The organism is Janthinobacterium algoris (assembly GCF_051380935.1).
Lineage (GTDB): Bacteria > Pseudomonadota > Gammaproteobacteria > Burkholderiales > Burkholderiaceae_D > Janthinobacterium.
In genome coordinates this window covers 148,346-174,323 of sequence record NZ_JBNYXZ010000010.1, presented here as the reverse complement: position 1 = coordinate 174,323, position 25,978 = coordinate 148,346, and the positions used below count along the sequence as shown (strand labels likewise).

27 protein-coding genes are annotated in these 25,978 nt (G+C 61.2%); 25 read left to right on the top strand and 2 right to left on the bottom strand.

The window, feature by feature from the left end; all coding sequences use genetic code 11:
- Positions 1 to 11: 11 nt before the first annotated feature.
- The 22 genes from ubiE to ACQ4W7_RS16590 all read left to right on the top strand — a co-directional run bounded on the left by ubiE (position 12) and on the right by ACQ4W7_RS16590 (position 21,404).
- Entirely contained in the window at positions 12 to 746 is a 735-nt protein-coding gene (gene ubiE, locus ACQ4W7_RS16695) for a bifunctional demethylmenaquinone methyltransferase/2-methoxy-6-polyprenyl-1,4-benzoquinol methylase UbiE (RefSeq protein WP_426073328.1), read from the top strand.
- Positions 747 to 777: 31 nt separating this feature from the next.
- On the top strand, positions 778 to 1,725 hold the full coding sequence (locus ACQ4W7_RS16690; protein ID WP_436531855.1) for a Tim44 domain-containing protein: 948 nt from the start codon (positions 778 to 780) through the stop codon (positions 1,723 to 1,725).
- Positions 1,726 to 1,877: 152 nt separating this feature from the next.
- The gene (locus ACQ4W7_RS16685; protein ID WP_436531929.1) at positions 1,878 to 2,516 is read left to right on the top strand and encodes a ubiquinone biosynthesis accessory factor UbiJ; all 639 of its coding nucleotides are present in this window, start codon (positions 1,878 to 1,880) and stop codon (positions 2,514 to 2,516) included.
- On the top strand, positions 2,513 to 4,084 hold the full coding sequence (ubiB, locus tag ACQ4W7_RS16680; protein ID WP_436531853.1) for a ubiquinone biosynthesis regulatory protein kinase UbiB: 1,572 nt from the start codon (positions 2,513 to 2,515) through the stop codon (positions 4,082 to 4,084). The genes ACQ4W7_RS16685 and ubiB overlap by 4 nt, the downstream gene beginning before the upstream one ends.
- 18 nt (positions 4,085 to 4,102) lie before the next feature.
- Positions 4,103 to 4,705: a methyltransferase gene (locus ACQ4W7_RS16675; protein ID WP_436531851.1), complete on the top strand. Its 603-nt coding sequence runs from the start codon at positions 4,103 to 4,105 to the stop codon at positions 4,703 to 4,705.
- Positions 4,706 to 4,796: 91 nt separating this feature from the next.
- The gene (locus tag ACQ4W7_RS16670) at positions 4,797 to 5,111 is read left to right on the top strand and encodes an FmdB family zinc ribbon protein (RefSeq protein ID WP_426073323.1); all 315 of its coding nucleotides are present in this window, start codon (positions 4,797 to 4,799) and stop codon (positions 5,109 to 5,111) included.
- Positions 5,112 to 5,152: 41 nt separating this feature from the next.
- A complete protein-coding gene (locus ACQ4W7_RS16665; protein ID WP_426073322.1) occupies positions 5,153 to 5,794 on the top strand; it encodes a DUF502 domain-containing protein in 642 nt (213 codons plus the stop codon).
- A 63-nt stretch (positions 5,795 to 5,857) separates the two neighbouring features.
- Positions 5,858 to 7,660, top strand: a complete 1,803-nt coding sequence (gene aspS / locus ACQ4W7_RS16660) for an aspartate--tRNA ligase (RefSeq protein WP_167389606.1) — start codon at positions 5,858 to 5,860, stop codon at positions 7,658 to 7,660.
- A gap of 85 nt (positions 7,661 to 7,745) precedes the next feature.
- A complete protein-coding gene (gene nudB / locus ACQ4W7_RS16655; RefSeq protein ID WP_426073321.1) occupies positions 7,746 to 8,210 on the top strand; it encodes a dihydroneopterin triphosphate diphosphatase in 465 nt (154 codons plus the stop codon).
- A gap of 19 nt (positions 8,211 to 8,229) precedes the next feature.
- On the top strand, positions 8,230 to 8,523 hold the full coding sequence (locus ACQ4W7_RS16650; RefSeq protein WP_072457749.1) for a hypothetical protein: 294 nt from the start codon (positions 8,230 to 8,232) through the stop codon (positions 8,521 to 8,523).
- 72 nt (positions 8,524 to 8,595) lie between these two features.
- The gene (locus ACQ4W7_RS16645) at positions 8,596 to 9,417 is read left to right on the top strand and encodes an endonuclease/exonuclease/phosphatase family protein (RefSeq protein WP_152256781.1); all 822 of its coding nucleotides are present in this window, start codon (positions 8,596 to 8,598) and stop codon (positions 9,415 to 9,417) included.
- 9 nt (positions 9,418 to 9,426) lie between these two features.
- On the top strand, positions 9,427 to 10,590 hold the full coding sequence (clsB, locus tag ACQ4W7_RS16640; RefSeq protein ID WP_070221631.1) for a cardiolipin synthase ClsB: 1,164 nt from the start codon (positions 9,427 to 9,429) through the stop codon (positions 10,588 to 10,590).
- Positions 10,587 to 10,976: an RNA-binding S4 domain-containing protein gene (locus tag ACQ4W7_RS16635; protein ID WP_426073319.1), complete on the top strand. Its 390-nt coding sequence runs from the start codon at positions 10,587 to 10,589 to the stop codon at positions 10,974 to 10,976. The genes clsB and ACQ4W7_RS16635 overlap by 4 nt, the downstream gene beginning before the upstream one ends.
- A 256-nt stretch (positions 10,977 to 11,232) precedes the next feature.
- Positions 11,233 to 11,835: a TetR/AcrR family transcriptional regulator gene (locus ACQ4W7_RS16630; RefSeq protein ID WP_426073391.1), complete on the top strand. Its 603-nt coding sequence runs from the start codon at positions 11,233 to 11,235 to the stop codon at positions 11,833 to 11,835.
- Positions 11,836 to 11,914: 79 nt separating this feature from the next.
- Complete coding sequence (locus ACQ4W7_RS16625) at positions 11,915 to 13,705, top strand: acyl-CoA dehydrogenase C-terminal domain-containing protein (protein WP_426073318.1); 1,791 nt, start codon at positions 11,915 to 11,917, stop codon at positions 13,703 to 13,705.
- 14 nt (positions 13,706 to 13,719) lie between these two features.
- Positions 13,720 to 16,131, top strand: a complete 2,412-nt coding sequence (locus tag ACQ4W7_RS16620; protein ID WP_426073317.1) for a 3-hydroxyacyl-CoA dehydrogenase/enoyl-CoA hydratase family protein — start codon at positions 13,720 to 13,722, stop codon at positions 16,129 to 16,131.
- A 62-nt stretch (positions 16,132 to 16,193) separates the two neighbouring features.
- Positions 16,194 to 16,640 (top strand): PaaI family thioesterase, encoded by a 447-nt coding sequence (locus tag ACQ4W7_RS16615; protein ID WP_426073316.1) that lies wholly within the window; start codon positions 16,194 to 16,196, stop codon positions 16,638 to 16,640.
- Positions 16,641 to 16,708: 68 nt separating this feature from the next.
- Positions 16,709 to 17,905, top strand: coding sequence for an acetyl-CoA C-acyltransferase (locus tag ACQ4W7_RS16610; protein WP_010394649.1), 1,197 nt, complete (start codon positions 16,709 to 16,711; stop codon positions 17,903 to 17,905).
- Positions 17,906 to 17,978: 73 nt separating this feature from the next.
- Positions 17,979 to 18,758 carry an enoyl-CoA hydratase gene (locus tag ACQ4W7_RS16605; RefSeq protein ID WP_436531844.1) on the top strand — a complete coding sequence of 260 codons (780 nt, stop codon included), beginning with the start codon at positions 17,979 to 17,981 and terminating at the stop codon, positions 18,756 to 18,758.
- 98 nt (positions 18,759 to 18,856) lie between these two features.
- On the top strand, positions 18,857 to 19,456 hold the full coding sequence (locus tag ACQ4W7_RS16600) for a TetR/AcrR family transcriptional regulator (protein ID WP_436531842.1): 600 nt from the start codon (positions 18,857 to 18,859) through the stop codon (positions 19,454 to 19,456).
- Between the two features lie 88 nt (positions 19,457 to 19,544).
- Positions 19,545 to 20,702, top strand: a complete 1,158-nt coding sequence (locus ACQ4W7_RS16595; protein WP_436531840.1) for an iron-containing alcohol dehydrogenase — start codon at positions 19,545 to 19,547, stop codon at positions 20,700 to 20,702.
- A gap of 24 nt (positions 20,703 to 20,726) precedes the next feature.
- Entirely contained in the window at positions 20,727 to 21,404 is a 678-nt protein-coding gene (locus tag ACQ4W7_RS16590) for a type 1 glutamine amidotransferase domain-containing protein (protein ID WP_426073311.1), read from the top strand.
- A gap of 43 nt (positions 21,405 to 21,447) precedes the next feature.
- Here the strand turns inward: ACQ4W7_RS16590 and ACQ4W7_RS16585 are convergent, their stop codons facing one another.
- The gene (locus tag ACQ4W7_RS16585) at positions 21,448 to 22,035 is read right to left on the bottom strand and encodes a TetR/AcrR family transcriptional regulator (RefSeq protein WP_436531837.1); all 588 of its coding nucleotides are present in this window, start codon (positions 22,033 to 22,035) and stop codon (positions 21,448 to 21,450) included.
- Between the two features lie 41 nt (positions 22,036 to 22,076).
- Between ACQ4W7_RS16585 and ACQ4W7_RS16580 the strand changes: the two genes are divergently transcribed.
- The gene (locus tag ACQ4W7_RS16580; protein WP_436531835.1) at positions 22,077 to 22,604 is read left to right on the top strand and encodes a dihydrofolate reductase family protein; all 528 of its coding nucleotides are present in this window, start codon (positions 22,077 to 22,079) and stop codon (positions 22,602 to 22,604) included.
- Here ACQ4W7_RS16580 and ACQ4W7_RS16575 read toward each other — a convergent pair.
- Complete coding sequence (locus ACQ4W7_RS16575; protein WP_436531833.1) at positions 22,601 to 23,404, bottom strand: metallophosphoesterase family protein; 804 nt, start codon at positions 23,402 to 23,404, stop codon at positions 22,601 to 22,603. The two genes, ACQ4W7_RS16580 and ACQ4W7_RS16575, sit on opposite strands and share 4 nt — an antisense overlap.
- A 141-nt stretch (positions 23,405 to 23,545) precedes the next feature.
- Between ACQ4W7_RS16575 and bla the strand changes: the two genes are divergently transcribed.
- Together bla and ACQ4W7_RS16565 are read left to right on the top strand one after the other, a co-directional pair.
- The gene (gene bla, locus ACQ4W7_RS16570; RefSeq protein ID WP_436531831.1) at positions 23,546 to 24,490 is read left to right on the top strand and encodes a subclass B3 metallo-beta-lactamase; all 945 of its coding nucleotides are present in this window, start codon (positions 23,546 to 23,548) and stop codon (positions 24,488 to 24,490) included.
- Between the two features lie 272 nt (positions 24,491 to 24,762).
- Positions 24,763 to 25,971, top strand: coding sequence for an RtcB family protein (locus ACQ4W7_RS16565; protein WP_436531829.1), 1,209 nt, complete (start codon positions 24,763 to 24,765; stop codon positions 25,969 to 25,971).
- Positions 25,972 to 25,978 lie beyond the last annotated feature (7 nt).

The window sequence follows — 25,978 nt, the reverse complement described above, 5'->3', positions numbered from 1 at the left end:
GACTGCCTACCATGACCAATACGACCCATTTCGGATACAAAACAGTTGCAGAAGACGACAAAGTGCGCGAAGTCGCCAAGGTGTTCCATTCCGTCGCTGCCAAATACGACGTGATGAACGACTTGATGTCGGGCGGGCTGCACCGTCTGTGGAAGACGTTCACGATTGCCAATGCGGGCGTGCGCCCCGGCTTCAAGGTGCTCGACATCGCCGGCGGCACGGGCGACCTGTCGAAGGCATTTGCCAAGCAGGCGGGCCCCACCGGCGAAGTCTGGTTGACCGATATCAATGAATCGATGTTGCGCGTAGGCCGCGACCGCCTCTTGAATCGCGGCTTGCTCACCCCCACCTTGTTGTGTGACGCGGAGAAACTGCCATTCCCCGATAACTATTTTGACCGTGTTAGCGTGGCCTTTGGCCTGCGCAACATGACGCACAAGGATGTGGCGCTGGCGGAAATGCGCCGCGTGCTGAAACCGGGTGGCAAGCTGCTGGTGCTGGAATTTTCCAAGGTGGCCGCTCCCCTGCAAAAGCCGTACGACCTGTATTCGTTCTCGGTCTTGCCGTGGTTCGGAAAAAAAATCGCCGGCGACGCGGAAAGCTATCGCTACCTGGCAGAATCGATCCGCATGCACCCGGACCAGGAAACGCTGAAGACCATGATGGAAACGGCGGGCCTGGAGCGCGTGCAGTACTACAATTTGACGGCAGGCATTGCCGCTTTGCATACCGGTATCAAGATGTAATGCATCAATGTTGGTGATTTTAGGAGATGGAATGAAATTGAAGAAATTTATGGTCGGCATGATGCTGGCCGCGACCACGGTATCCATGCTGGGCGAGGCGCTGGCCCGACCCATGGGCGGTGGCCGTTCGTTTGGCCGCCAGTCGCAAAACGTGGGCCGCCAGGCGCCCGCACCGGCGCCGACCCCGGCACCGGCTGCCACGCCACGCCAGGCGCAACCTGCACCGGCCCCCGCGCCGGCGCCTGCCGCCAAGGCCCCGAGCCGTTGGAAGGGCTTGCTGGGCGGTGCCTTGCTGGGCCTGGGCCTGGGCGCGCTGCTGTCGCATTTCGGCCTGGGCGGCGCCCTGGCCAGCATGATCAGCACCCTGCTGATGGTGGCCTTGTTGGCCGGCGTGGTCTTCTTCATCTACCGCATGGTGCGCGGCAAGCGTGACAGCAACGCCGGCGGCAATGCGCCGTTCGCGGGCTTTGGCGGCAACCAGCCGGCACCGGCCGGCAACGTGCCTGACATTGGTTCGCGCATTCCACCGCTGCAGCCCGTTTCGTCCGGCGTCGGCCTGGACAAGCCGGTCCCGGTCCCGGCACCAGTTGCCGCGCCATGGGGCGTGCCAAGCGACTTCGACAAGGAAGCCTTCCTGCGCCACGCGAAAAGCAATTTCATTCGCTTGCAAGCGGCCTGGGACAAGGCGGACGTCAACGATATCCGCGAATTCACGTCGCCGGAAGTGTATGCGGAACTGCGCATGCAAATCCAGGAACGGGGCGCGCAGCCGGACTTTACCGATGTCGTCACCATCGACGCCGAATTGATGGGGATCGAGACCAGCGTTAACGATTACCTGGCCAGCGTGAAGTTTACGGGCCTGATCCGTTCGGCGCAGGGTGCGGCAGCGGAACCGTTCGCGGAAGTGTGGAATATGTCGAAACCCGTCAGCGGCAATAGCGGCTGGGTCTTGGCAGGCATCCAGCAATTGAATTAATTGTCAAAACTTGCTGAATCATGGCTTAAGTCCATGCGCAATGCATGATGCTTGACAGATATTTCCTGCTGAACTGGTAAGATCGAAACCGCCCGCGTTGTTTTACGGGCGGTTTTTCATTTTTAGGAGCGCGTTTGGCGCGCAAGCACATGATGCCATCACTTTCCGATCTCTCCTTGATGACGCCCGTCATCGCGACAATCAACCATTTGCTGGCGCAAGAGCCGTGGGCGCGCCAGCAGTTGGCCGTGCATGCCGGCAAACTGGCTTGCATCGACACGGGCGCCGTGGCCTTGCGCCTGCGCGTCGACAGCGCCGGCATGCTGGAAGCGGCGCCGGCCGACATGCCGGCGAATGTCACCATCCGCGTCAAATTGTCCGATGTGCCGCTGATCCTGCAACACCGCGAGCGGGCGTTTTCCTACGTCAAGATCGAAGGCGATGCCGAGTTTGCCAATGCGATTTCGCAACTGAGCAAGGGATTGCGCTGGGAAGCCGAGCATGACCTGGAAAAGGTAGTCGGTCCCGTGCTGGCCACGCGCCTTGTTTCCGGTGCGAAAGATGCTGCCGCTTTTGTGCGCATGGGCCAGCAAAAGCTGGCGGAAAACGTGGCCGAATATTTTATCGATGAACAGCCCATGCTGATCCGTCCTGCTACCCTGCAAGAGTATTCCGCTGGCGTGACGCGCGTGCGCGACGACGTCGAACGCCTGGCCAAGCGCCTTGCCCGGCTGGAAAAGGTGGCCGCCGCCACCCAGCCTTTGTCTCCCACACCGGATTTGTCTACATGATATTGAAATTCCTGCGCCTGTTTAAAATCATCCGTGTTTCCATCAAGTACGGTCTGGATGAGATAGCGATTTCTGGTCTGCAAGTTCCCCGCACCGCCAAATTGATCGACACCCTGATTTTCTGGCGCGACCTGTCGCCGCCGCGGGGCCTGCGCCTGCGCCTGGCGCTGGAAGAGCTGGGTCCCATTTTCGTCAAATTCGGCCAGGTGCTGTCGACCCGGCGCGATCTGATGCCGCCCGACATCGCCGAAGAATTGGCGCGCTTGCAAGATCGGGTGCCGCCCTTCGACTCCGACCTGGCCATTGCACAGATCACCAAGTCGCTGGGCGCGCACCCGGATCAGTTGTTTGCCCGCTTCGAGCGCGAGCCGGTGGCGTCCGCCTCCATTGCCCAGGTGCATTTCGCCACCCTGAAAGATGGCCGCGAAGTGGCCGTGAAGGTCTTGCGTCCAGGCATGAAAAAGCTGATCGACGAAGACGTGGCCCTGATGCACATCGCCGCCGACTGGACCAGCCGCCTGTGGGCCGACAGCAAGCGCCTCAAGCCGCGCGAAGTCGTGGGCGAATTCGACAAATACCTGCATGATGAGCTGGACCTGATGCGCGAGGCGGCCAATGCCAGCCAGCTGCGCCGCAATTTCGCCAATTCGGACTTGCTGATGGTGCCGGAAATGCACTGGGATTATTGCTCCAGCAGCGTCATCGTCATGGAGCGGATGGTTGGGATTCCCGTGTCGCAAACCGACCGCCTGGTGGCCGCCGGCGTGGATTTGCGTAAACTCTCCAGCGATGGCGTGGAGATTTTCTTCACACAAGTGTTCCGCGACGGTTTTTTTCATGCAGATATGCACCCCGGAAATATTCTCGTGTCGATCGCGCCTGAATCGTTCGGCCGCTACATTGCGCTGGACTTTGGCATCGTGGGCACATTGAATGACTACGACAAGGATTACCTGTCGCAAAACTTCCTCGCTTTCTTCCGCCGCGACTACAAGCGCGTGGCCGAGGCGCACATCGAATCGGGCTGGGCGCCGAAAGATACGCGCGTCGATGAGCTGGAAGCGGCCGTGCGCGCCTGCTGCGAGCCGATCTTCGACCGTCCGCTGAAGGATATCTCGTTCGGCCAGGTGCTGTTGCGCCTGTTCCAGACCTCGCGCCGCTTCAATGTGGAAGTGCAGCCGCAACTGGTGCTGCTGCAAAAGACCCTGCTCAATATCGAAGGCCTGGGCCGCCAGCTGGACCCGGAACTGGACTTGTGGCAAACGGCCAAGCCTTATCTGGAAAAATGGATGAGCAACCAAGTGGGGCCGCAAGGCTTCATGGAACGCTTGCGCGCCGAGGCGCCCCGTTATGCGCACATCTTTCCGCAACTGCCGCGTTTGCTGCACCAGGCCTTGACGGTGCATGGCGAACCACGTGAAAACGACGTGGAATTGATGAAAACCTTGCTGGCAGAGCAACGCCAGACGAATCGATTGCTGAGCTTTATCGTGTACTTCGTGGGCGCCTTCGCCCTCGGCGCGCTGGGCTTGCAAGTGTTCATGCGCTGGCATCAATTGCCGTTTTAAAGGCTGAGGACGTAAGTGATGGCTGACTTTCAAACCCGCGATCCGCTCTCGCCCGCCTTCTGGGACGAGCGTTTTGAGAAGCAATTTACGCCTTGGGACCAGGGCGGCGTGCCGTCGCGTTTGCGCAGCTTTGTTGCCGCTAGCCCGGCGCCGCTGCGCTGCCTGATTCCCGGCTGCGGCTCCGCGTATGAATTGGTCTTCATGCTCGATCACGGCTGGGATGCGACGGCCATCGACTTTTCGCCGGCTGCCGTGGCGGCCGCGCGCGCCGTCGTCGGCGAACGGGCAGGGCAGGTGGTGGAAGCCGATTTCTTTGCCTGGGAAGCTGTTGCGCCGCTAGACCTGATCTATGAACGGGCTTTCCTGTGCGCCATGCCGCGCGTCATGTGGCCGCAAGTGGCGGCCCGCTGGGCGCAGCTGCTGGCGCCAGGTGCCATGCTGGCCGGTTACTTTTTCTTTGATGACAATGCCAAGGGGCCGCCATTTGGCATTTCGCGTGAGAAACTGCAGGAATTGCTGGCGCCGCATTTCGACTGCCTGGCCGATGAGGCCGTGGACGATTCCATTGCCGTCTTCGCCGGCAAGGAGCGCTGGATGAGCTGGCGCCGCCGGGCGGGCTGAGGCTAACAGGCTGAGCGAGCGGGCATTTTCCGCTGGGAATGGCGGAAAAGCTTTATAATTCAGGGTTTTTGATGATTTTCTCGGAGTAGAGATGCCGATTTACGCTTACCGTTGTGACGAGTGTGGTTTTGCCAAGGATGTCTTGCAAAAGATCTCCGATCCAGTACTGACGGTGTGCCTGTCGTGCGGCAAGCCCAGTTTCAAGAAACAATTGACGGCCGCCGGTTTCCAATTGAAGGGCACTGGCTGGTACGCGACCGATTTTCGCGGTGGCACGGCCCCTAGCACGGCCATTCCGACGGGCCCGGCCGATGGCGCCAAGCCCGCCCCAGCAGCCGAAAACGCGCCTGCTGCTGCGCCTGCGTCCGCGCCGGCTGCGGCTGCGGCTGCGCCGAAAGCGGATTGAAAAAGCGCGCCGCGCCGATATGATCCATTACCGAGAAACCGATGCGTAAATACTTTATTACCGGATTACTGATTTTGGTGCCCCTGGCCATTACCGCCTGGGTCCTGAATCTGGTCATCAGCACGATGGACCAGTCGCTGTTGCTGGTGCCCGGCAGTACGAAGCCCAGCGTATGGTTCGGCCGCCAGGTTCCCGCGCTGAGCACGATTCCCGGCCTGGGCACGGTATTGACGGTACTGATCGTGTTCTTCACGGGCTTGCTGACGAATAACCTGGTCGGCAATTACGTGGTGAAACTGTGGGAAAAGTTGCTGCAACGCATACCCATCGTCAATTCCCTGTATTCGAGCGTCAAGCAAGTCTCCGATACCCTGTTTTCCCCGTCGGGCAATGCCTTCCGCAAGGCCGTGCTGGTGCCGTATCCGCATCAGAACTCCTGGACCATCGCTTTCCTGACCGGCGTGCCGGGCGGCGATGCGGCGAACCACTTGGTGGGCGATTATGTCAGCGTATATGTGCCGACGACGCCGAATCCGACATCGGGCTTTTTCCTGATGATGAAACGCAGCGATGTCGTTGAACTCGACATGAGCGTCGATGCGGCGCTCAAATATATCGTCTCGATGGGCGTAGTGGCGCCTGCGGAAGTTGTTGCTGTACCGGCCCCGGCAGCCAAAGAATAAAGGCAGGCGTCCCACGCGGGACGTGGCCGGATTGAACACTCACTAACCTGAACTGAGAATTTTATGTCTATGCGTACTGAATACTGCGGCCTCGTTACCGAAGCCATGCTGGGACAAACCGTCAGCCTGTGCGGCTGGGTACATCGCCGCCGCGACCACGGCAGCCTGATTTTCATCGACTTGCGCGACCGTGAAGGCCTGGTGCAAATCGTCTGCAACCCGGAACAAGCGGAGATGTTCAAGGTCGCCGAAGCCGTGCGCAACGAATTCTGCCTGCGCGTGACGGGCGTTGTGACCAACCGTATCGACGGCACCATCAACAACAACCTGAAATCGGGCAAGATTGAAGTGGTTTGCTCGGAGCTGGAAGTGCTGAACCCTTCCGTGCCCGTGCCATTCCAGCTCGATGACGACAACCTGTCGGAAACGACGCGTCTGACGCACCGCGTGCTGGACTTGCGCCGCCCGCAAATGCAAAACAACCTGCGCCTGCGTTACAAGGTGACGATGGAAGTGCGCAAGTACCTCGACGCGCTGGGCTTCATCGACATCGAAACGCCGATGCTGACCAAATCGACGCCAGAAGGCGCGCGCGATTACCTGGTGCCGTCGCGCGTCAACGCCGGAAGCTTCTTCGCCTTGCCGCAATCGCCACAGTTGTTCAAGCAACTGTTGATGGTCGCCAACTTCGACCGTTACTACCAGATCACCAAGTGCTTCCGCGACGAAGACTTGCGCGCCGACCGCCAGCCTGAATTCACGCAGATCGATTGCGAAACCTCGTTCCTGACGGAACAGGAAATCCGCGACCTGTTCGAAGACATGATCCGCGTCGTCTTCAAGAACACGCTGAACATCGACTTGCCGAACCCGTTCCCGGTGATGGATTTTGCCGAAGCGATGGGCCTGTACGGTTCCGACAAGCCGGACATGCGCGTCAAGCTGGCCTTCACGGACTTGACCGACATCATGAAAACGGTCGAATTCAAGGTCTTCAACGGCGCCGCCAACATGAAAGGCGGCCGTGTGGTCGCCCTGCGCGTTCCGCAAGGTGGCAGCATGCCGCGTTCGGAAATCGATGCTTACACGCAATTTGTCGCCATCTACGGCGCCAAGGGCCTGGCTTACATCAAGGTCAACGAGAAAGCCAAGGGCCCTGAAGGCTTGCAGTCGCCGATCGTCAAGTTCCTGCCTGCCGACGTGCTGGCCACGATTCTCGAGCAGACCGGTGCGCAAGACGGCGACCTGATCTTCTTCGGTGCGGACAAGGCCAAGGTCGTCAACGACGCCATCGGTGCGCTGCGCGTGAAAATCGGTCACAGCGAGTTCGGCAAGAAAGCCGGCCTGTTCGAAGACGTGTGGAAGCCATTGTGGGTGGTCGACTTCCCGATGTTCGAGCACGATGAAGAGGCGGACCGCTGGACGGCGACTCATCATCCGTTCACGGCGCCAAAAGACGGCCATGAAGACATGCTGGAAACGAATCCGGGCGCCTGCATCGCCAAGGCCTACGACATGGTCTTGAACGGCTGGGAACTGGGTGGCGGCTCGATCCGTATCCACCGCGAGGAAGTGCAAAGCAAGGTCTTCCGCGCATTGAAAATCGATGCCGAAGAAGCGCAGCTGAAGTTCGGCTTCCTGCTTGACGCCCTGCAATATGGCGCGCCACCGCACGGCGGCCTGGCGTTCGGCCTGGACCGTATCGTGACCATGATGACGGGTTCCGATTCGATCCGCGACGTGATCGCCTTCCCGAAAACCCAACGCGCCCAGTGTCTGCTGACACAAGCACCGTCGGAAGTGGACGAGAAGCAATTGCGCGAGCTGCACATCCGTTTGCGCGGCGCCGAGCCAAAAGTAGCGTAATGCATCATGCGGCCGCTGCGGCGGCCGCTGTTTGATAATGCTATGCAAAAAGAGGCGCTGACGAAGCGCCTTTTTCATTGTTGATATGACTGATAAAATTCCTGTTTCCGTGCTGGTCGTCATTCATACGGCTGATCTGGATGTCTTGCTCATCGAGCGCGCGGGCCAGCCCGGTTTCTGGCAATCGGTGACCGGTTCCGTCGACGCTGTCGACGAACCGTTGCTGCAGACGGCCGCGCGCGAATTGTGCGAGGAGACCGGCATCGTCGTCGATGGGCAGCACATCGCGCTGCGCGACTGGAAGCTGTCGAATGTGTATGAAATTTATCCGATCTGGCGCCACCGCTACGCGCCCGGCGTGACGCGCAACACGGAGCACGTGTTCAGCGTGCAAGTGCCGCGCGACATCGCCATCACCTTAAGTCCCCGCGAACATCTGCAATACGCGTGGCTACCGTACCTGGCGGCGGCCGACCGCTGTTTTTCGTCGTCCAACGCGGAAGCGATTTTGCAATTGCCGGCCATGACGGGCCTGGCGCGTCCCACCTGATTTTCCTAGAAAGCATTCCATGTTGAACTGGTTACATTTGACTGCGCAGCAAAAACTGCTGGGCACCCTGGGCATCGTTTTTTGCCTGTGCTTTATTTTCCTGCTGTTTAGCTCCACCGTGCCCGGCCGCACGCCGCCCATCGGCATGCCGCTGATGGCGATCGGCTGGCTGTTGCATCCGGGTGCGTTTGCCAAGGGCAAGCGCACCGTGGCCTGGCGCGGCGCGCCCTTGCTGGTCAAGATTGTCTGGGCGGCCGGCATTACCGCGCTGCTCGTCAGTGTGACGGCGGGCGTGGGACGCATGCTGGCGTGATTGTGCGTGGTAGGTGCGCACGCGCACCTACGCTGACGCCGCGCGGGGCCCGTCTGGGAGTAGAATCAAGGCATGAAAATCCGCGTAGCAACTTATAATATTCACAAGGGTGTCTCCTCCGTGCGGGGCTTGCCCAGGGTGCATGCATTGAAGCAGGCGATTGCCCTGTTCCATGCCGATGTCGTCTTTTTACAGGAAGTGCAAGGCAAGCATGACCGCAATGCGGCCCGCTATGGTGCCGAGAAAAATGGCCACAAGCATTGGCCGGAAGCGTCGCAGCATGAATTCTTTGCCGGTGCCGAACACCATTCCGCCTACGGCATGAATGCCGTGTACGACCATGGTCACCACGGCAACGCCTTGCTGAGCAAGTTCCCCATCGCTTCGCAAACCAATCACGATGTGTCCGACCATGCCTACGAGCAGCGCGGCATTTTGCATTGCGTGCTCAAGACGCCGCAGGCTGATGTGCACTGTTATGTCGTGCACCTGGGCCTGTTCGAGTCGGGACGGGGCCGTCAGACGCAGGCGCTGATCGACGCCGTCATGGAATCGGCGCCGAATGGCGAGCCCGTCATCATCGCCGGCGATTTCAACGATTGGCGCAATACGCTCAGCGACAAGCTGCGCAATGCGCTCGGTGTGGTCGAGGTATTCGACCAGCGCGCGTCGAACTCGGCCCTGGGCGACCTGGTGCGCACCCTGGCACGGCGCCAGACGAAGACGCCCGTGCCCGTGCCGGCGCGTACCTTTCCCGCCGCCTTGCCGTGGTTCCGCCTGGACCGCATCTATGTGCGCGGTTTCCACGTGGAAGGCGCGCAAGTGATGCATGGCACCCTGTGGGCAAAACTGTCGGACCACGCGCCGATCGTTGCCGCTTTAAAACTCGCGTAGACTGCCGGCATGCGCACAGTCAATTTCATCGCCCACAACGACATCAAGCTGCTGTATTGCGGCACCGATTACTTTCCCGCGCTAATAGCCGCCATCGATGGCGCGCGCTCGGAAGTCTATTTCGAAACCTATATCTTTGCCGACGACGCCACGGGCACCTTGGTGCTCGATGCGCTCAAGCGTGCCGCCGCGCGCGGCGTGCTGGTGTGCATGATCACGGACTGGTTCGGCACGGGCAATCGCCGCGTGAAAGCCATGCATGCGCAGCTGGAAGCGGCCGGCGTGCACCACCGCATCTTCAACCCGTGGTTCCGGCGCGGCATCACGCGCACGCACCGCAAGATTTGCGTGGCCGATGGCGAGATCGCCCTGGTGGGCGGCATCAATATCAACGACGACATGTTTTGCGACTACGATCACAGCATCAGCCTGGAAGCGCCGCGCTGGGATTTCGCCGTGCAGGTGAAAGGCCCGCTGGTGGATGCCATCCATGAGGAAGTGCAGGCGCAGTGGGCGCGACTAGGCAAGATGAACCTGGTGCGGCGTATCAAGTTGTACCGCAAGATGCGCGTGGTCAGCAAGGAGCTGGCGAAAAACCCTGTCGTGGCCGGCTTTGTCGTGCGCGATAACCTGCGCAACCGCCGCACCATCCAGCGCGCCTACCTGCAGGCGCTGGGCCAGGCGCGCAAAAGCGTGATGCTGGCCAACCCGTATTTCGCGCCCGGACACAAGCTGCGCCACGCCCTGGCCCAGGCGGCCCAGCGGGGTGTCGACGTGGTCCTGTTGATCGGCGTGGGCGAGTTCCGCATGCAAGATGCCGTGGCGCACTCGTTTTATCCGAAACTGCTGGCTGCCGGGGTGAAAATCGTCGAATACCGCAAGACGCAACTGCACGCCAAGGTGGCCGTCGTCGACGATGACTGGGCGACGGTGGGTTCCAGCAATATTGACGCGCTGAGCCTGTTCTTGAACCAGGAAGCGAACGTGGTAATCAAGGACGTGGCATTCGCGCAAAGCCTGCGCCAGCACATCGAGCAGGGCGTGGCCGACGGCATCGTGATTCACCAGGATGATTTCAAGCACATCGGCCGTTTCCGGCGTATCGGTTACGAAGCCGCCTTCCTCGTGTACCGGCTGGTGATGCGCATTTTTTCAGTAGGCAAGTACGCATGAACGACATGATAACGGTAAGGCTGGACAAATGGCTGTGGGCGGCGCGCTTCTTCAAGACGCGATCGTTGGCTAGCGAGGCCGTTGACACGGGAAAAGTCAAAGTGGGTGGCGAGCGTGTTAAACCGGCGCGCAGCCTGCGCGTGGGCGACGAGTTGGCCATCGACAATGGCGCGGAAACGTGGGAAGTGGCCGTGCTGGGCCTGTCCGACAAGCGTGGAGCGGCACCCGTGGCGCGCCTGCTGTATGGGGAAACGCCGGCCAGCATTGCCCGCCGCGAGCAGCTGGCCGAGGAGCGCAAGCTGTTCCGCGAGCCGGGCACCACCATCAAGGGGCGGCCGACCAAGCGCGACCGCCGTCAATTGAGCAAGGCAGGCGACCTTTCCTGAGGCGCGGCTGTTGTTGTAAGACAAGGCGCGCAACGCTTTTGCCCTCCTGAAATCAATACAAACACATCGCCAAAAAATGCTGCGCTGCACCAATAGAACGTCGGCTCTAAAGTTCCCGTTTGACTTTTACGTGGTAGTGGATAATAGTACGAGCGTTCGGATTTTTTCGGGGCGTGCTTTTTTCCCCCGCGTTCCCATCCGCCAGATCGGCAACATCACTTTTAGAATGGACCTCTTGAATACTTCAGTCAAATTCATGCGCAAGGGCGAACTGACCCGTGCAGCCATCCTCGACGTGGCGCTGGACCTGTCCAGCCGCGACGGCCTGGAAGGCCTGACCATTGGGCTGCTCGCGGACAAAATGAACATGAGCAAGTCGGGCGTATTTGCCCACTTCGGCTCGCGCGAGGACTTGCAGATGGAAGTGCTGAAGCTCTACCACTATCGTTTCGAGCAAGAAGTCTTTTTCCCCAGCATGAAAGAACCACGCGGTATCGAGCGATTGCAATCGATGTTTGCGCGCTGGGTCAAGCGGGTCAGCGTGGAGATCGCTTCCGGCTGCATCTATATCAGCGGCGCCGTCGAATATGACGACCGTCCCGGCCCCATCCGCGAGTCCCTGGTGGCCATGGTGCAGGCTTGGCAGGGCGCGTTGCTGCGCTGTGTCGAGCAATCGATCGCCACGGGCGACTTGAAAGCGGACACGGACGCCCAGCAGTTGGTGTACGAGATGTATGGCCTGATCTTGGCCCTGCATCACGATGCGCGCTTCTTGCGCGTGCCGGGCAGCATCGAAAGGGCGCAGGCAGGATTTGTCCGTTTGCTGGCGTCGTACCAGAATTCTGTAACAAGCAAATAAGCCGTCAGGCAGTATCCGCAACAACGCACACGCAGTTCACAAGTACAACACTTTAGCTAAACGCCTTCAGGAGAAAATTATGGGTCAATACGTCGCGCCAATCCGGGATATGCAATTCGTTCTGCATGAGTTCCTGCAAGTGGAAAAAGAACTGAAGCAAATGCCGTCGTACGCCGACGTCGATGCCGACATCATCAACCAGGTACTGGAAGAGGGCGGCAAGTTCACTTCCGAAGTATTGTTCCCCCTGAATCACTCCGGCGACCGCGAAGGCTGCCACCACGATCCTGTCACGAAAAGCGTGACCACGCCTAAAGGTTTCAAGGAAGCGTATAAACAGTACGTCGAAGGCGGCTGGGCGGCATTGGCTTGCGATCCCGAATACGGCGGCCAGGGCTTGCCGGTCGTGCTGAACAACTCCTTCTATGAAATGCTGAACTCGTCGAACCAGGCCTGGTCCATGTACCCGGGCTTGTCGCATGGCGCCTACGAGTGCCTGAAGGAACACGGCACCGACCACCAGAAGGAAGTGTATTTGCCGAAACTGGTGTCGGGCGAATGGACGGGCACCATGTGCCTGACCGAACCGCACTGCGGCACCGACCTGGGCCTGCTGCGCTCGAAGGCGCTGCCCGAGGCGGACGGTTCCTGGACCATCACCGGCAACAAGATCTTCATCTCGGCCGGCGAACACGACATGGCGGAAAACATCCTGCACCTGGTGCTGGCCCGCGTACCGGACGCGCCGGAAGGCTCGAAAGGCATCTCGCTGTTCCTGGTGCCGAAATTCCTGCCGAACGCGGACGGCACGGTCGGTGAGCGCAACCCGATCACCTGCGGCGCCATCGAAGAAAAAATGGGCATCCACGGCAACTCGACCTGCCAGATGAACCTGGACGGCGCGAAAGGCTGGATCATCGGCCAGCCGAACAAGGGCCTCAACGCCATGTTCGTCTTCATGAACGCAGCCCGCCTGGGCGTGGGCATGCAGTCGCTGGGCTTGACGGAAATCGCTTACCAGAACGCGCTGATCTACGCCAAGGACCGCACGCAAATGCGCTCGCTGTCCGGCATCAAGAACCCGGAACTGCCGGCCGACCGCATTATCGTGCACCCTGACGTGCGCCGCATGCTGTTGACGGGCAAAGCCTATGCAGAAGGCGCGCGCGCTTTCACTTCCTACGTGGCGCTGCAGATCGACCGCGAACTGCACCACCCTGACGCCGACGTGCGCAAAGAAGCCGCTGACGAAGTGGCGCTGCTGACGCCCGTCATCAAAGCTTTCATCACCGACAACGCCTGGATCGCCACCTCGGACGCGATGCAAGTGTTCGGCGGCCACGGCTACATCTCGGAATGGGGCATGGAGCAGTATGTGCGCGACGCGCGCATCAACATGATCTACGAAGGCACGAACACGATCCAGTCGCTGGACCTGCTGGGCCGCAAGATCCTGGGTGACAACGGCGCCAAGCTGCGCAAGTTCGGCGAAAAGATCAAGGCCTTCGTCGAAGACAACGGCACCGATGAAGCGATGAGCGAATTCGTCACCCCACTGGGCGACCTGGGCGACAAAGTCACCAAGCTGACCATGGAAATCGGCATGAAGGCATTCCAGAATCCTGACGAAGTGGGCGCGGCATGTGTGCCTTACCTGCGCGTCGTCGGCCACATGATCTATAGCTACCTGTTCGCGCAGATGGCCAAGATCGCCCTCGAAAAAGAGTCCAGCGGCGACAAGTTCTACACCGCCAAACTGGCTACCGCACGTTTCTACTTCGCCCGCTTGCAGCCTGAAACGGCAACCCTGATCCGTCAGGCGCGTTCCGGTTCGGCCAACCTGATGGCACTCGACGCAGACCTGTTCTAAGACTTGAGGAAAATATGACCAATTTCATCGTTAAAAAAGTAGCCGTCCTCGGCGCCGGCGTGATGGGCGCGCAGATCGCCGCCCATTGCATCAACGCGAAAGTGCCGGTCGTGCTGTTCGACCTGCCTGCAAGAGAAGGTCCGAAGAATGGCATCGTGCTGCGCGCCATCGAGAACCTGAAAAAGCTGTCGCCTGCGCCGTTGGGCAACAAGGATGACGCATCGCTGATCCAGGTCGCCAACTACGAAGACAACCTGGATTTGCTGGCCGGTTGCGACCTGATCATCGAAGCCATCGCCGAGCGCATGGACTGGAAACACGACCTGTATCAAAAGGTCGCTCCGCACATCGGTCCGAACGCGATCTTTGCCTCGAACACCTCGGGCCTGTCGATCACCAAGCTGGCCGAAGGCTTCGACGCCGACCTGAAGTCGCGCTACTGCGGCGTGCACTTCTTCAACCCGCCGCGCTATATGCACCTGGTCGAGATCATCCCGACCGAGTTCACCAAGCCGGAGATCGCCGACCAGCTGGAAGGCTTCCTGACCACCACGCTGGGCAAAGGCGTGGTACGCGCCAAGGATACGCCGAACTTCATCGCCAACCGCGTTGGCGTGTTCGGCATTCTGGCCATCGTGCACGAAGCTGAAAAATTTGGCCTGTCCGTGGACGTCGTCGATGACTTGACGGGCTCCAAGCTGGGCCGCGCCAAGTCGGGCACCTTCCGCACGGCGGACGTGGTTGGCCTGGACACCATGGGCCATGTGATCAAGACCATGCAGGACTACCTGCCGAACGACCCGTTCGCTGCCGTCTACAAGACCCCGGCCGTGCTGGCGCAACTGGTGGAAAAAGGCGCGCTGGGCCAGAAGAGCGGCGCGGGCTTCTACAAGAAAGTCGGCAAGGAAATTCAACGCCTCGATTTCGCCACCGGTGAATACGTGGCCGGCGGCGCCAAGGCTGCCGACATCATCGCCCGCATCCTGAAGGAAAAGGATCCGGTCAAGAAGATGAAGGCGCTGCGCGAATCGACGAATCCGCAAGGCCAGTTCTTGTGGGCGATCTTCCGTGACGCTTTCCATTACATCGCCATTCATCTGGACACCGTGGCGGACAATGCGCGCGATATCGACTTCGCCATGCGTTGGGGCTTCGGCTGGAACGTCGGTCCGTTTGAAACGTGGCAGGCATCGAACTGGCTGCAAGTGGCCAACTGGGTCAAGGAAGATATCGACGCCGGCCACGCGCTGTGCAACGCACCGTTGCCAGCTTGGGTCTTCGAAGGTCCGGTCGCTGAAAAAGGCGGCGTGCATACGCCGGAAGGCTCCTACTCCGCCGTGTCGAACAGCTTCGTGCCTCGTTCGTCCCTGGCCGTGTATGACCGCCAGCCATTCCGCGCGCCCGTTTTTGGTACCAACCTGGGCAGCGGCGCTGCCGACCCCAAGACTGCCGGCACCACCGTCTTCGAAGACGAATCCGTGCGCGTCTGGCATACGGGCGACGATGTCTTGATCATCTCCTTCAAGACCAAGATGCACGTGATTGGTGAAGGCGTGATTAATGGACTCAAACTCGCATTAGCGGAAGCGGAAAAGAACTTCAAAGGTTTGGTGATCTGGCATGCCGACGCAGCCGAAGGCGGTGCCTTCTCGGCCGGCGCCGACCTGCAATCGGCCCTGCCGGCCTTCATGCAAGGCGGCGTGAAAGCCGTCGATCCGATCATCGCCGAACTGCAAAATACCTTCATGTCGCTGAAATACGCGAACGTGCCGGTGATCGCTGCAGTCGCTGGCCTGGCGCTGGGCGGCGGTTGCGAGCTGGCGCTGCACGCATCGAAGCGCGTGGCCTCGATCGAGTCCTACATTGGTCTGGTGGAAGTGGGCGTGGGCCTGATTCCAGCCGGTGGCGGCCTGAAGGAAGCGGCGCAGCGCGCCTACAAGGAAGCCAAGGGTAACGACATCCTGCAATTCCTGAAAACGGGCTTCACCAATGCGGCCACCGCCAACGTGTCGAAATCGGCGCTGGAAGCCAAAAAAATGGGCTACCTGAAAGAAGATGACGTGATCGTGTTCAACGCCTACGAGCTGCTGCACGTGGCCAAGGTCGAAGCGCGCGCCATGTTCGACGCCGGCTTCCGTCCAGCACTCCCTTCGCTGATCCAGGTCACGGGCCGTTACGGCTGGGGCACCATCAAGGCGCAGCTGGTCAATATGCGCGACGGCGGCTTCATTTCGGCGCACGATTTCAAGCTGGGCGAGATGATCGCCGAGATCGTATCGGGCGGCGACGTGGACCAGGGCAGTTTCGTCAGCGAACAGTGGCTGCTGGATATGGAACGCAAGGCATTCCTGGAGCTGTTGAACCATCCGAAAACCCAGGAACGGATCATGGGCATGATGCAAACCGGTAAGCCGGTACGCAACTAAGCACAGCGTCGATGTCGATCCTGTCGTTGGTATTTAAAGTATTACTGCGCGTGAGGCCAAGCATGGTGTATGACCGTATCAAACAACAGATGATGGACACCTTGCCCTTCGTGCGGCTGCTGGGGATCAGCATCGATGACATCGGCGCCGGCACCTCCAAGGTGTCGATGCCGGAAGATCCCAAACTGCATAATCACCTGGGCACGCAGCATGCGGGCGCCTTGTTTACCCTGGCCGAAACGGCTTCCGGCGCGGCCATGGCTGGCGGCTTCGCCGAGCTGATACTGGGCTTGCGCCCGGTGGCCAAGGAGTCGCGTATCGCTTACCAGAAGGTGGCCCGGGGCGCGACGCGCGCCGAAGGTCGGGTACCGGGCGACCTGGCTGCATTGAAGGCGCAGCTGGCACAGGACGGCAAGGTGGCGTTTCCCGTGGAAGTCGATATTTTCGACGCCGAAGGCACGCTGGCGGCACAGGTGACGGTGGACTGGTATTTGTCGCAGAAGCGCTAAGCGGCAACCTGACTACCTCGGACATTCGACAGAACACGAACTTCGTTCAACATCTTTGAAAGAACAAAATGAGCAAACAACTTCAAGACGCCTATATCGTCTCTGCAACCCGCACCCCGATCGGCAAGGCACCGCGCGGCATGTTCAGAAACACCCGCCCGGACGACCTGCTGGTGCGCGTGCTGCAATCGGCCCTGGCGCAAGCGCCTGGCCTCGATCCGGCCCTGATCACCGACGCCATCATCGGCTGCTCGTTCCCGGAAGCGGAGCAAGGCTTCAATATCGCGCGTAACTCGGTGCTGCTGGCCGGCTTGCCGAAAACCGTGGGCGGCGTCACTGTCAACCGCTACTGCGCTTCGGGCATCACGGCCATCGCCATGGCGGCCGACCGTATCCGCGTGGGCGAAGCCGACGTGATGATCGCCGGCGGCATTGAATCGATGTCGATGGTGCCGATGATGGGCCACCACCCATCGATGAACCTGGACATGTTCAGCGATGAAAACATCGGCATGGCCTACGGCATGGGCCTGACGGCCGAGAAAGTGGCGCAGCAATGGAAAGTGTCGCGCGAACAGCAGGACGCTTTCTCCGTTGAATCGCACCGCCGCGCCATCGCCGCGCAGCAAGCCGGTTTCTTCAAGGCCGAAACGACGCCCGTCGAAATCATCACGCGCACGCCTAACCTGGCCACCGGCCAAGTCGATGTGACGCGCCGCACCGTCGACACCGACGAAGGTGCGCGTGCCGATTCGTCGATGGAGTCGCTGGGCAAACTGAAACCCGTGTTTGCCGCCAAGGGCACCGTCACGGCCGCCAACAGCTCGCAGATGTCCGATGGCGCCGGTGCGCTCTTGATCGTCAGCGAAAAGATCCTGCGCGAGCATAACCTGACCCCGCTGGCGAAATTCTCTTCGTTCGCCGTGCGCGGCGTGCCGCCGGAAATCATGGGCATCGGTCCGAAATTCGCCATCCCTGCAGCGTGCGCCGCCGCCGGCATCACGCAAGACCAGCTGGACTGGATCGAGTTGAACGAAGCGTTTGCCGCACAGGCGCTGGCCGTGATCGGCGACCTGGGCCTGGACCCATCGAAGGTCAACCCGATGGGCGGCGCGATTGCCCTGGGCCATCCGCTGGGCGCCACCGGTGCCATCCGCGCGGCCACCGTGATCCACGCGCTGCAGCGCACCAAGCAGAAATACGGCATGGTCACCATGTGCGTGGGCGCCGGCATGGGTGCCGCAGGCATCTTTGAACGCGTCTAAGTTTGGCGGGCTAAAGCAATAAAACAGGGCGCTGCGGGATTACCCCGGCGCCCTTTATCTTTTTGGAGACGACATGGATATTTTGTGCAGCAAGAGCGAGGGCATCCTTACCCTGGAATTTAACCGCCTGGAACGCAAGAATGCGATCACGGGTGCCATGTACCAGACCCTGGCCGATGCGCTGGTGGCGGCCGAGACGGACGACGAGGTGCGCGCCATCCTGATCTGCGGCAAGCGCGAGATTTTCACGGCAGGCAATGACCTCGATGACTTCATGAAGACGGCGCGACCGAAGGATGGTTCGCTCGACCATGACCGTCCCGTATTTCAGTTCATGCGCGCCTTGTACGGTAGCAGCAAGCCCGTGGTGGCGGCAGTCTCCGGCCCCGCCATCGGCATCGGCACCACCTTGTTGATGCACTGCGACCTGGTCTACGCGGCCGACAACGCCAGCTTCTCGATGCCGTTCACGCAACTGGGCCTGTGCCCGGAATTCGGCTCCAGCCTGCTGCTCACGCAACTGGCTGGTTACCCGCGCGCAGCGGAAAAGCTGATGCTGGGCGAGTCGTTCCCTGCGCAGGAAGCGCTGGAAATGGGCCTGGTCTCGAAAGTCGTGCCCCTGTACGAATTGATGACCTTCGCGCAAGGCCAGGCCGCCAAACTGGTGGCCCTGCCAGCGGCCTCGATCCGCGCCACCAAGCGCCTGATGAAGCAAAGCCGCATGGAACCGATGAAGGCGGCCATCGCCGACGAAAACAAACTGTTCAGCGCCATGCTGGGCGGCGCCGAGGCGAAGGAAGCGTTTACGGCGTTCTTTGAAAAGAGGAAGCCGGATTTCAAGAAGTTTGCCTAAGGCAGCGTCTGCCATCTCGCCGCATGAGATGGCAGGTTTTCAACACACGTCATCTAATGAATCTAGACGACTGGTCTAATTGTGCTACAATGCCTCGCATGAAAGCTGAATACACCGACGTGCGCCAGCACATTATCGATCAGGGCAAGGCCATCATCACGCGCAAGGGCTTTGCAGGCGTGGGGCTGAACGAGATTTTGTCGGCCGCCGATGTGCCCAAGGGTTCGTTCTACCATTACTTCAAGTCCAAGGAATTGTTTGGCGTAGCCATGCTGGAAGATTACGTGACCGGCTACCTGGCCGAGATGGATGTGGTGCTGGGCCAGCCCGGCCAGAACGCGGCGCAGTCGCTGATGGCGTATTGGGCCAGCTGGACCAGCGAGAGTCTCGATGGCAGCGCTTGCGACTGCCGTTGCCTGGTGGTTAAGCTCAGCAGCGAAGTGGCGGACATGTCGGAAGCGATGCGCGTGGCGCTGCTCGACGGCACTCACCGCATCATTGCCAGGCTGGCCCTGGCCATCGCGCGGGGCAGGGTGGACGATACACTGCCATCGGTTGCCGATCCGGCGCAGATGGCCGCCACCTTGTACCAGTTGTGGCTGGGTGCTGCCATGCTGACCAAGCTGCGGCGCGACGCCAGCGCCTTGCAAACGGCCTGGCAGGCGACCCTGGCGATGTTGCGGCTGCCGCCGGACTAATGAGCGGGCGCCAAGTACGCGGATGACAGACATCCGCTTTTTTTGAACTGCATTCTAGACGACCAGTCTAATAATAAGGAGCGACATCATGAAAAATTTTGAATTTCATAATCCGACCCGTATCGTGTTCGGTGCCGACACTGTCGCCAAATTGTCCACCCTGGTACCGCACGATGCGCGCGTGTTGATTTTGTACGGCGGCGCCAGCGCGGAAAAGACCGGCACCCTGGCAGAGGTGCGCGCCGCTTTGGGCCAGCGCACGGTGCAAGAGTTTGGCGGCATCGAACCCAATCCCAGCTATGAAACCTTGATGCGTGCCGTGGTGCAGGTGCGTGGCGAAAAACTGGACTTCCTGCTGGCCGTCGGCGGCGGCTCCGTGATCGATGGCACCAAGTTCGTCGCCGCCGCCGCCCTGTACGACGGCGAGCCGTGGGAAATTGCCGAGCGCGGCGGCGCCAACGTTCGTCAAGCCCTGCCGTTTGGCACGGTACTGACCTTGCCGGCCACGGGGTCGGAAATGAACAACGGCGGCGTGGTGACGAAAAAAGTCACGCATGACAAGCTGAGTTTTCGCAGTCAGCTGCTGTACCCGCAATTTTCCGTACTTGACCCGAGCAAGACCTTTACCTTGCCGGCCAGGCAAGTAGCCAATGGCCTGGTCGACGCTTTTGTCCACACCACGGAGCAGTATCTGACCTATCCGGCGCAGGCGAAGGTGCAGGACCGCTTTGCCGAAGGCTTGCTGCAGACGCTGGTCGAGATCGCCCCGCAAGCGATCGCCGCGCCCGACGATTACGCCACACGCGCCAACCTGATGTGGACGGCCACCCTGGCCCTGAATGGCTTGATCGGCGCCGGCGTGCCGCAGGACTGGGCTACCCACATGATAGGCCACGAACTGACGGCTCTGTACGACATCGACCATGCACGCACCCTGGCGCTGGTGCTGCCGGCACTGTTGGACGTGCAGCGCGAACAGAAACGCGGTAAGTTGCTGCAATATGGCGAACGTGTCTGGAACATCACCAGCGGCAGCGAGGACGAGCGCATCGATGCAGCCATCGCCCGCACCCGCGCCTTCTTTGAAGGCCTGGGCTTGCCGACCCGTTTGTCCGCTTACCAGCTGGGCCAGGAAGCGGTGGAAGCGGTCCTGACGCAACTGGAAGCACACGGCATGACCTCTCTTGGCGAACACCGCGATATCGACCTTGCGCGCAGCCGCCGTATCCTCGAAGCAGCACTGTAACCCTCTGACATAAAAGGAAACAACATGAATATCCTGATGGTACTGACCTCGCACGACCAACTCGGTGACACCGGCAAGAAAACCGGCTTCTGGCTGGAAGAATTCGCCGCGCCCTACTATGCCTTGCAGGAAGCGGGCGCCAAGCTGACGGTAGTTTCGCCCAACGGCGGCCAGCCGCCGCTGGACCCGAAAAGCGACGCGCCCGATTCGCAAACGGACGCCACGCGCCGCTTCAAGCAGGACGCCGCTGCGCAAGCCGTGCTGGCCAACACGGGTAAGCTGGCCGACGTGAAGGCGGCCGACTTTGACGCCGTGTTTTACCCGGGCGGCCATGGTCCGCTGTGGGACCTGGCCGAAGACCCGCACTCGATCGCGCTGATCGAGCAGATGATCGCCGCCGGCAAGCCCGTCGCCGCCGTTTGCCATGCACCGGGCGTGCTGCGCCACGTGAAGGCGGCTGACGGCACGCCGCTGGTGCGCGGCAAGCAGGTGACGGGCTTTACAAATACCGAGGAAGACGCCGTCGGCTTGACGGCCATCGTGCCTTTCCTGGTCGAGGATATGCTTAAGCAAAACGGCGGCGTCTATTCCAAGTTGGGCGACTGGCAGCCGTACGCGGTCACCGATGGCTTGCTGGTTACGGGCCAGAATCCCGCATCGTCGGAAGCGGCCGCCCAGGCGCTGCTTAAGCTGCTGGCCTGATATCCCGGTAGTACGTTCGGCGAGAAAGCCGTGCGTGAATGCTTCATGCCCCGGCGGCCATGCCCGCCAGGATCAGGCCGACCGAGGCGTGCCATTGCGTCTCGCTGGCCGGTCGGCCCGCCAGCGCATAGCCGTGCAGGAAATCGACGAGCGTATCGCAGCCGCGCAGCCGGGTTTTTTTGTCCAGCGCGAGACCATCGACGGCTAGCTCGAACAGCGCCGTAAAGCGCTCGGCCACATCGGCGTGCGTCACCAGCCCGCGCGCCATCAGGCGCACGAAATACGGCGTGGCGCTGACCAGTTCCAGGTACAGTGCGCACAGCGCGAGCACCCGCCGTGGTGGTGATTGGCGCTGCGTAAACGGCGGCTGGCGCGGATCGAGCGCGGCAAAACGCTGCGCCATCAAGGCCAGCAATAACTCCTCTTTTCCTGCGTAGTAGTGATACACGGCCATGGCATCGACGCCCAGGCGTTGCGCCAGCGCGCGCATGGAAAATGCTTCGCCTTGCTCTTCCAGCAGGGCCAGGGCAGCGTGCAGGATGCTGGCGCTGTCCAGCGCGGGTGTGATGCGGCGGGGACGGCCCGCGCGGCGCACGGAATTTTCAATAGCTTGAAGTTTTGGCGGTTTCATGGGCATAATTCTACACTGTAGAATTAATTCAAGGAACATCCATGCAAAAAACCTCTGTCAGCGTTTTTCTCGGCATCAGCATCGATGGCTGTATCGCCGGGGAAACCGGCGACCTGTCCTGGCTGGCCGAGCTGGCGCCCGACTCGCCCGACGCCACCGGCTACACGGCCTTGATGGATCAAGTCGATACCCTGCTGATCGGGCGCACCACCTATGACGCCGTGCTGGGGTTCGAGCCATGGCCGTATGCGGGCAAGCGCGTGGTGGTATTGAGTCACCGCGACTTCGCGCCGCGCCATGGCGAACAGCGCCGCGAAGGCAGTGTGCGCGAAGTGCTGGTGCAGCTGGCAGAGGAGGGCTGCCGTCACGTGTATCTCGATGGCGGCGCCGTCATCCGCGCCGGCTTGCGCGAGGGCGTCATCGACAGCTTGACCTTGTCCGTACTACCCGTGGTACTGGGCAAGGGCGTGCGCCTGTTCGAGGATGGTTTGCCGCGTAGCGACTGGCGCCTGGACGGCACGCGCCAGCTACCCAGCGGCGTGGCGCAGCTGCGCTATCGAAAGCATTAAACCGCGCTGGCGATGTCGACGATTAAGCCGGAATCGTAGCGTTCGTTTTCCGGCCTGCCATCGGGGCGCTTGTAGCCGCAGGGGTTGCAGACCACGCGGCAGTCCTGGATGCGATAGTCAAGGGAGGCGTGCATGTGGCCATGCACCCACAGGTCCGCCTGCGCCACCAGTTCGTCCAGCTGCGAGGCGAACGCGGGCGAGCCCAGGTTGGCCGCGTATTGCTCCTCCACCGACAGCATCGAGGGCGCCATATGCGTGATGACAACGGTCTGGCCATCGAAGGGTTGCGCCAGTTTCTGTTCCAGCCAGGCCTTGTGCTGCGCGTGCAGCTGCGCCGTGTCGCTGGCGCACAGCAGGCGGGGCGTATCGCCGCCCGTGCTGATGCGCTTGTAGTCGGGCATGTAGGCTTGCGCCGCGTTAAGCGCTTCTTCCCGGCGCTCCGCGCCAAACAGCAGAAAATCCGTCCACAGCGTGATGCCGAGGAAGCGCACGCCATCGAGCGTCACGGCGTCGCCATCGAGCAGGCGGATGTTGGCGCCGTGCGCATTGGCGCTGGCGCAGGCGTCGCGCACGGCGTCCTGCATGTGTTCGAGCTGATGCCCATAGCCTTCGTGGTTGCCATGCACGTACAGCACGGGCAGGGCGCCGAAGGTGCGCGCGGCCCAGGCGATGGCGTTGCTGCCCGTATCGATGTCGCCGGCCAGGATCACCACGTCGGGGCGGCTGGTGGCAAGGTCGATGGCGGGCGTGTCTTCACCCCAGACTTCCAGGTGCAGGTCGGACAGGATCAGCAAACGCATGGCAGTGGGCGCGGCAAGGCGCACGGCAGGTCTATGGGCCTCTATCGTAGCGCAAGTCGCTGCATGCGTCTGCTTGACCGCGCCAGGCTGGCGACGTTACCCTATGGCATCGATTCATACCGCCTATTTTCCTGGAGCCGCATGCCACCCTTCTTCACTCCCAAGACTTTGCTCAGTATCGCGCTGGCCGCCATGGCGCTGCCGTTTGCCGCGCATGCCGCCATGCCCGCCGTCGATCCCCTGACGCAGCCGATCGCCTCGCCTTATGCGGCGCAGTGGAACCGTCCGCAGCAGCCGGCGCGTATCCACGGCAACACCTATTACGTGGGCGTGGGCGGCTTGAGCGTGGTGCTGATCGATACGCGTGCAGGCTTGATCCTGATCGATGGCGCGTTGCCGCAATCGGTGGCCGCCATCAAGGAACATATCCTCGAGCTGGGCTTTCGCCTGGAAGACATCAAATTCATCCTGAATACGGAAGCGCATTTCGACCATTCTGGCGGCATCGCCGCCTTGGCCCGCGACAGCGGCGCGCAAGTGGTCGCCAGCCCGCTGGGAGCGGAGGCGCTGCGCGCGGGAGCGGTGCTCGCCATGGATCCGCAAGCGGGCGAAATCGATCCCATGCCGGCCGTGGAAAACGTGCGCGAAATCGCCGATGGCGAAACCCTGCAGTTGGGTGACGTGAGCATCACGGCGCGCTACACGCCCGGCCATACGCCGGGCAGCACCAGCTGGACCTGGGTTTCGTGCGAGGATGCCGAGCGTCAGGAATGCCTGAACGTGGTGTTCGGCGCCAGCCTCACGCCGGTGGCGGCCGACGATTTTCATTACCTGGCCGATGATCGTCACGCGGACTTGACGCCGGCCTTTCGCCGCGTCATGCAAGACTTCGCCAAACTGCCGTGCGATATCCTGATCTCGGCCCACCCCGACCACTCCGGCGGCGACCGCAAGCTGACGCAATTGCTGGAAGGCGTCACGCCGAATCCCTTCATCGATGCGCAAGCGTGCAGCAACTACGCTGCCAAAAATGAAGTGAAGCTCGATGCCCGCATTGCGAAAGAAAAAGCGGCTGAGATAAAATAACAACGTTGGCGCATTCGTAATGAAAATGGGTTGACGCACTGCAGCATAAGGTGCAGAATCAGCGTCCGCAGTTCAGATTAACCAAACAAGGAAACCCATGTTCGAGCAGGCTGGCAGCAAGTTGACCTACCACTAGCCCCGTGCATGACGCTCGGGGCCATCGGCACATTGCCGATCCCGAGCCGGTGTCCTTCAAACCCCGGTGAGGAAACTCGCCGGGGTTTTTTGTTTTGGACGACCCCGGCATAACGACAATACCAAGGAATACCGTTATGCCAATTCATCAGACACTGCGCGGCGCCCATGTGCCCGTGCATATTTTTACCGACGATATCGATGCGCAGGCGCTGCGCCAATTGCACAATATCGCCAGCCTACCCATCGTCCATCCGCATGTGGCGGCCATGCCCGACGTGCATGCCGGCATCGGTGCCACCGTCGGCAGCGTGATTCCCACGCGCGGCGCCATCATCCCGGCCGCCGTTGGCGTCGACATCGGCTGCGGCATGTACGCCGTGCGCACTACCCTGATGGCCAGCGACCTGCCCGACAACCTGGCGCGCCTGCGCAGCGCCATCGAAGCGGAAGTGCCCGTCGGTTTCGAGCAGCACGAATGGAGCCGTGTGCAAGGTTCGCGCCAGGTGCGGGCCGTGCGGCCCCTCGGCGACCGCCTGGCGCACATTGTGGAACGTCACCGCGGCATCGCCAAGATGCTGCGCCAGTTCGAGCGCACGTGGATCTGCCAGGCGGGCACCCTGGGCGGCGGCAACCACTTCATTGAAATTTGCCTCGACGAGGAACAGCGCGTGTGGGTCATGCTGCATTCTGGTTCTCGCGGTATCGGCAACGTGATCGGCCGCTATTTCATCGCCGCCGCGCAGAAGGATATGCGGCGCCACCAGTTGCAGTTGCCGGACGCGGACCTGGCGTATGTCAGCGAAGGCTCCACGGTGTTCGACGATTACGTGGAAGCGGTGGACTGGGCGCAGGATTACGCGCTGCTCAACCGCAGCGAAATGATGCGTCGCGTGCTCGACGTACTGGCCCGGCATGCGCCGCCGTTCCGTCTGGACGGGGAGGCCATCAACTGCCACCACAACTACATCGCGCGCGAAACGCATGGCAATGAAGAGTTGTATGTGACGCGCAAGGGCGCCATTTCGGCGCGGCAGGGCGAGCTGGGCATCATCCCCGGCAGCATGGGGGCGCGCAGCTTCATCGTGCGCGGCAAGGGCAACCCGGAGTCGTTCTGTTCCTGCTCGCACGGGGCGGGGCGCAGCATGAGCCGCAGCGAGGCGAAGCGCCGCTTCAACCGCTTCGACCTGGCCGAACAAACGGCGGGCATCGAGTGCCGCAAGGATGGTGGCGTGGTCGACGAAATCCCGGCCGCGTATAAAGATATCGACGCCGTCATGGCGCATCAGAGCGATCTGGTGGAAGTGGTGCATACCTTGCGCCAGGTCGTTTGCATCAAGGGCTGAGAGGAGA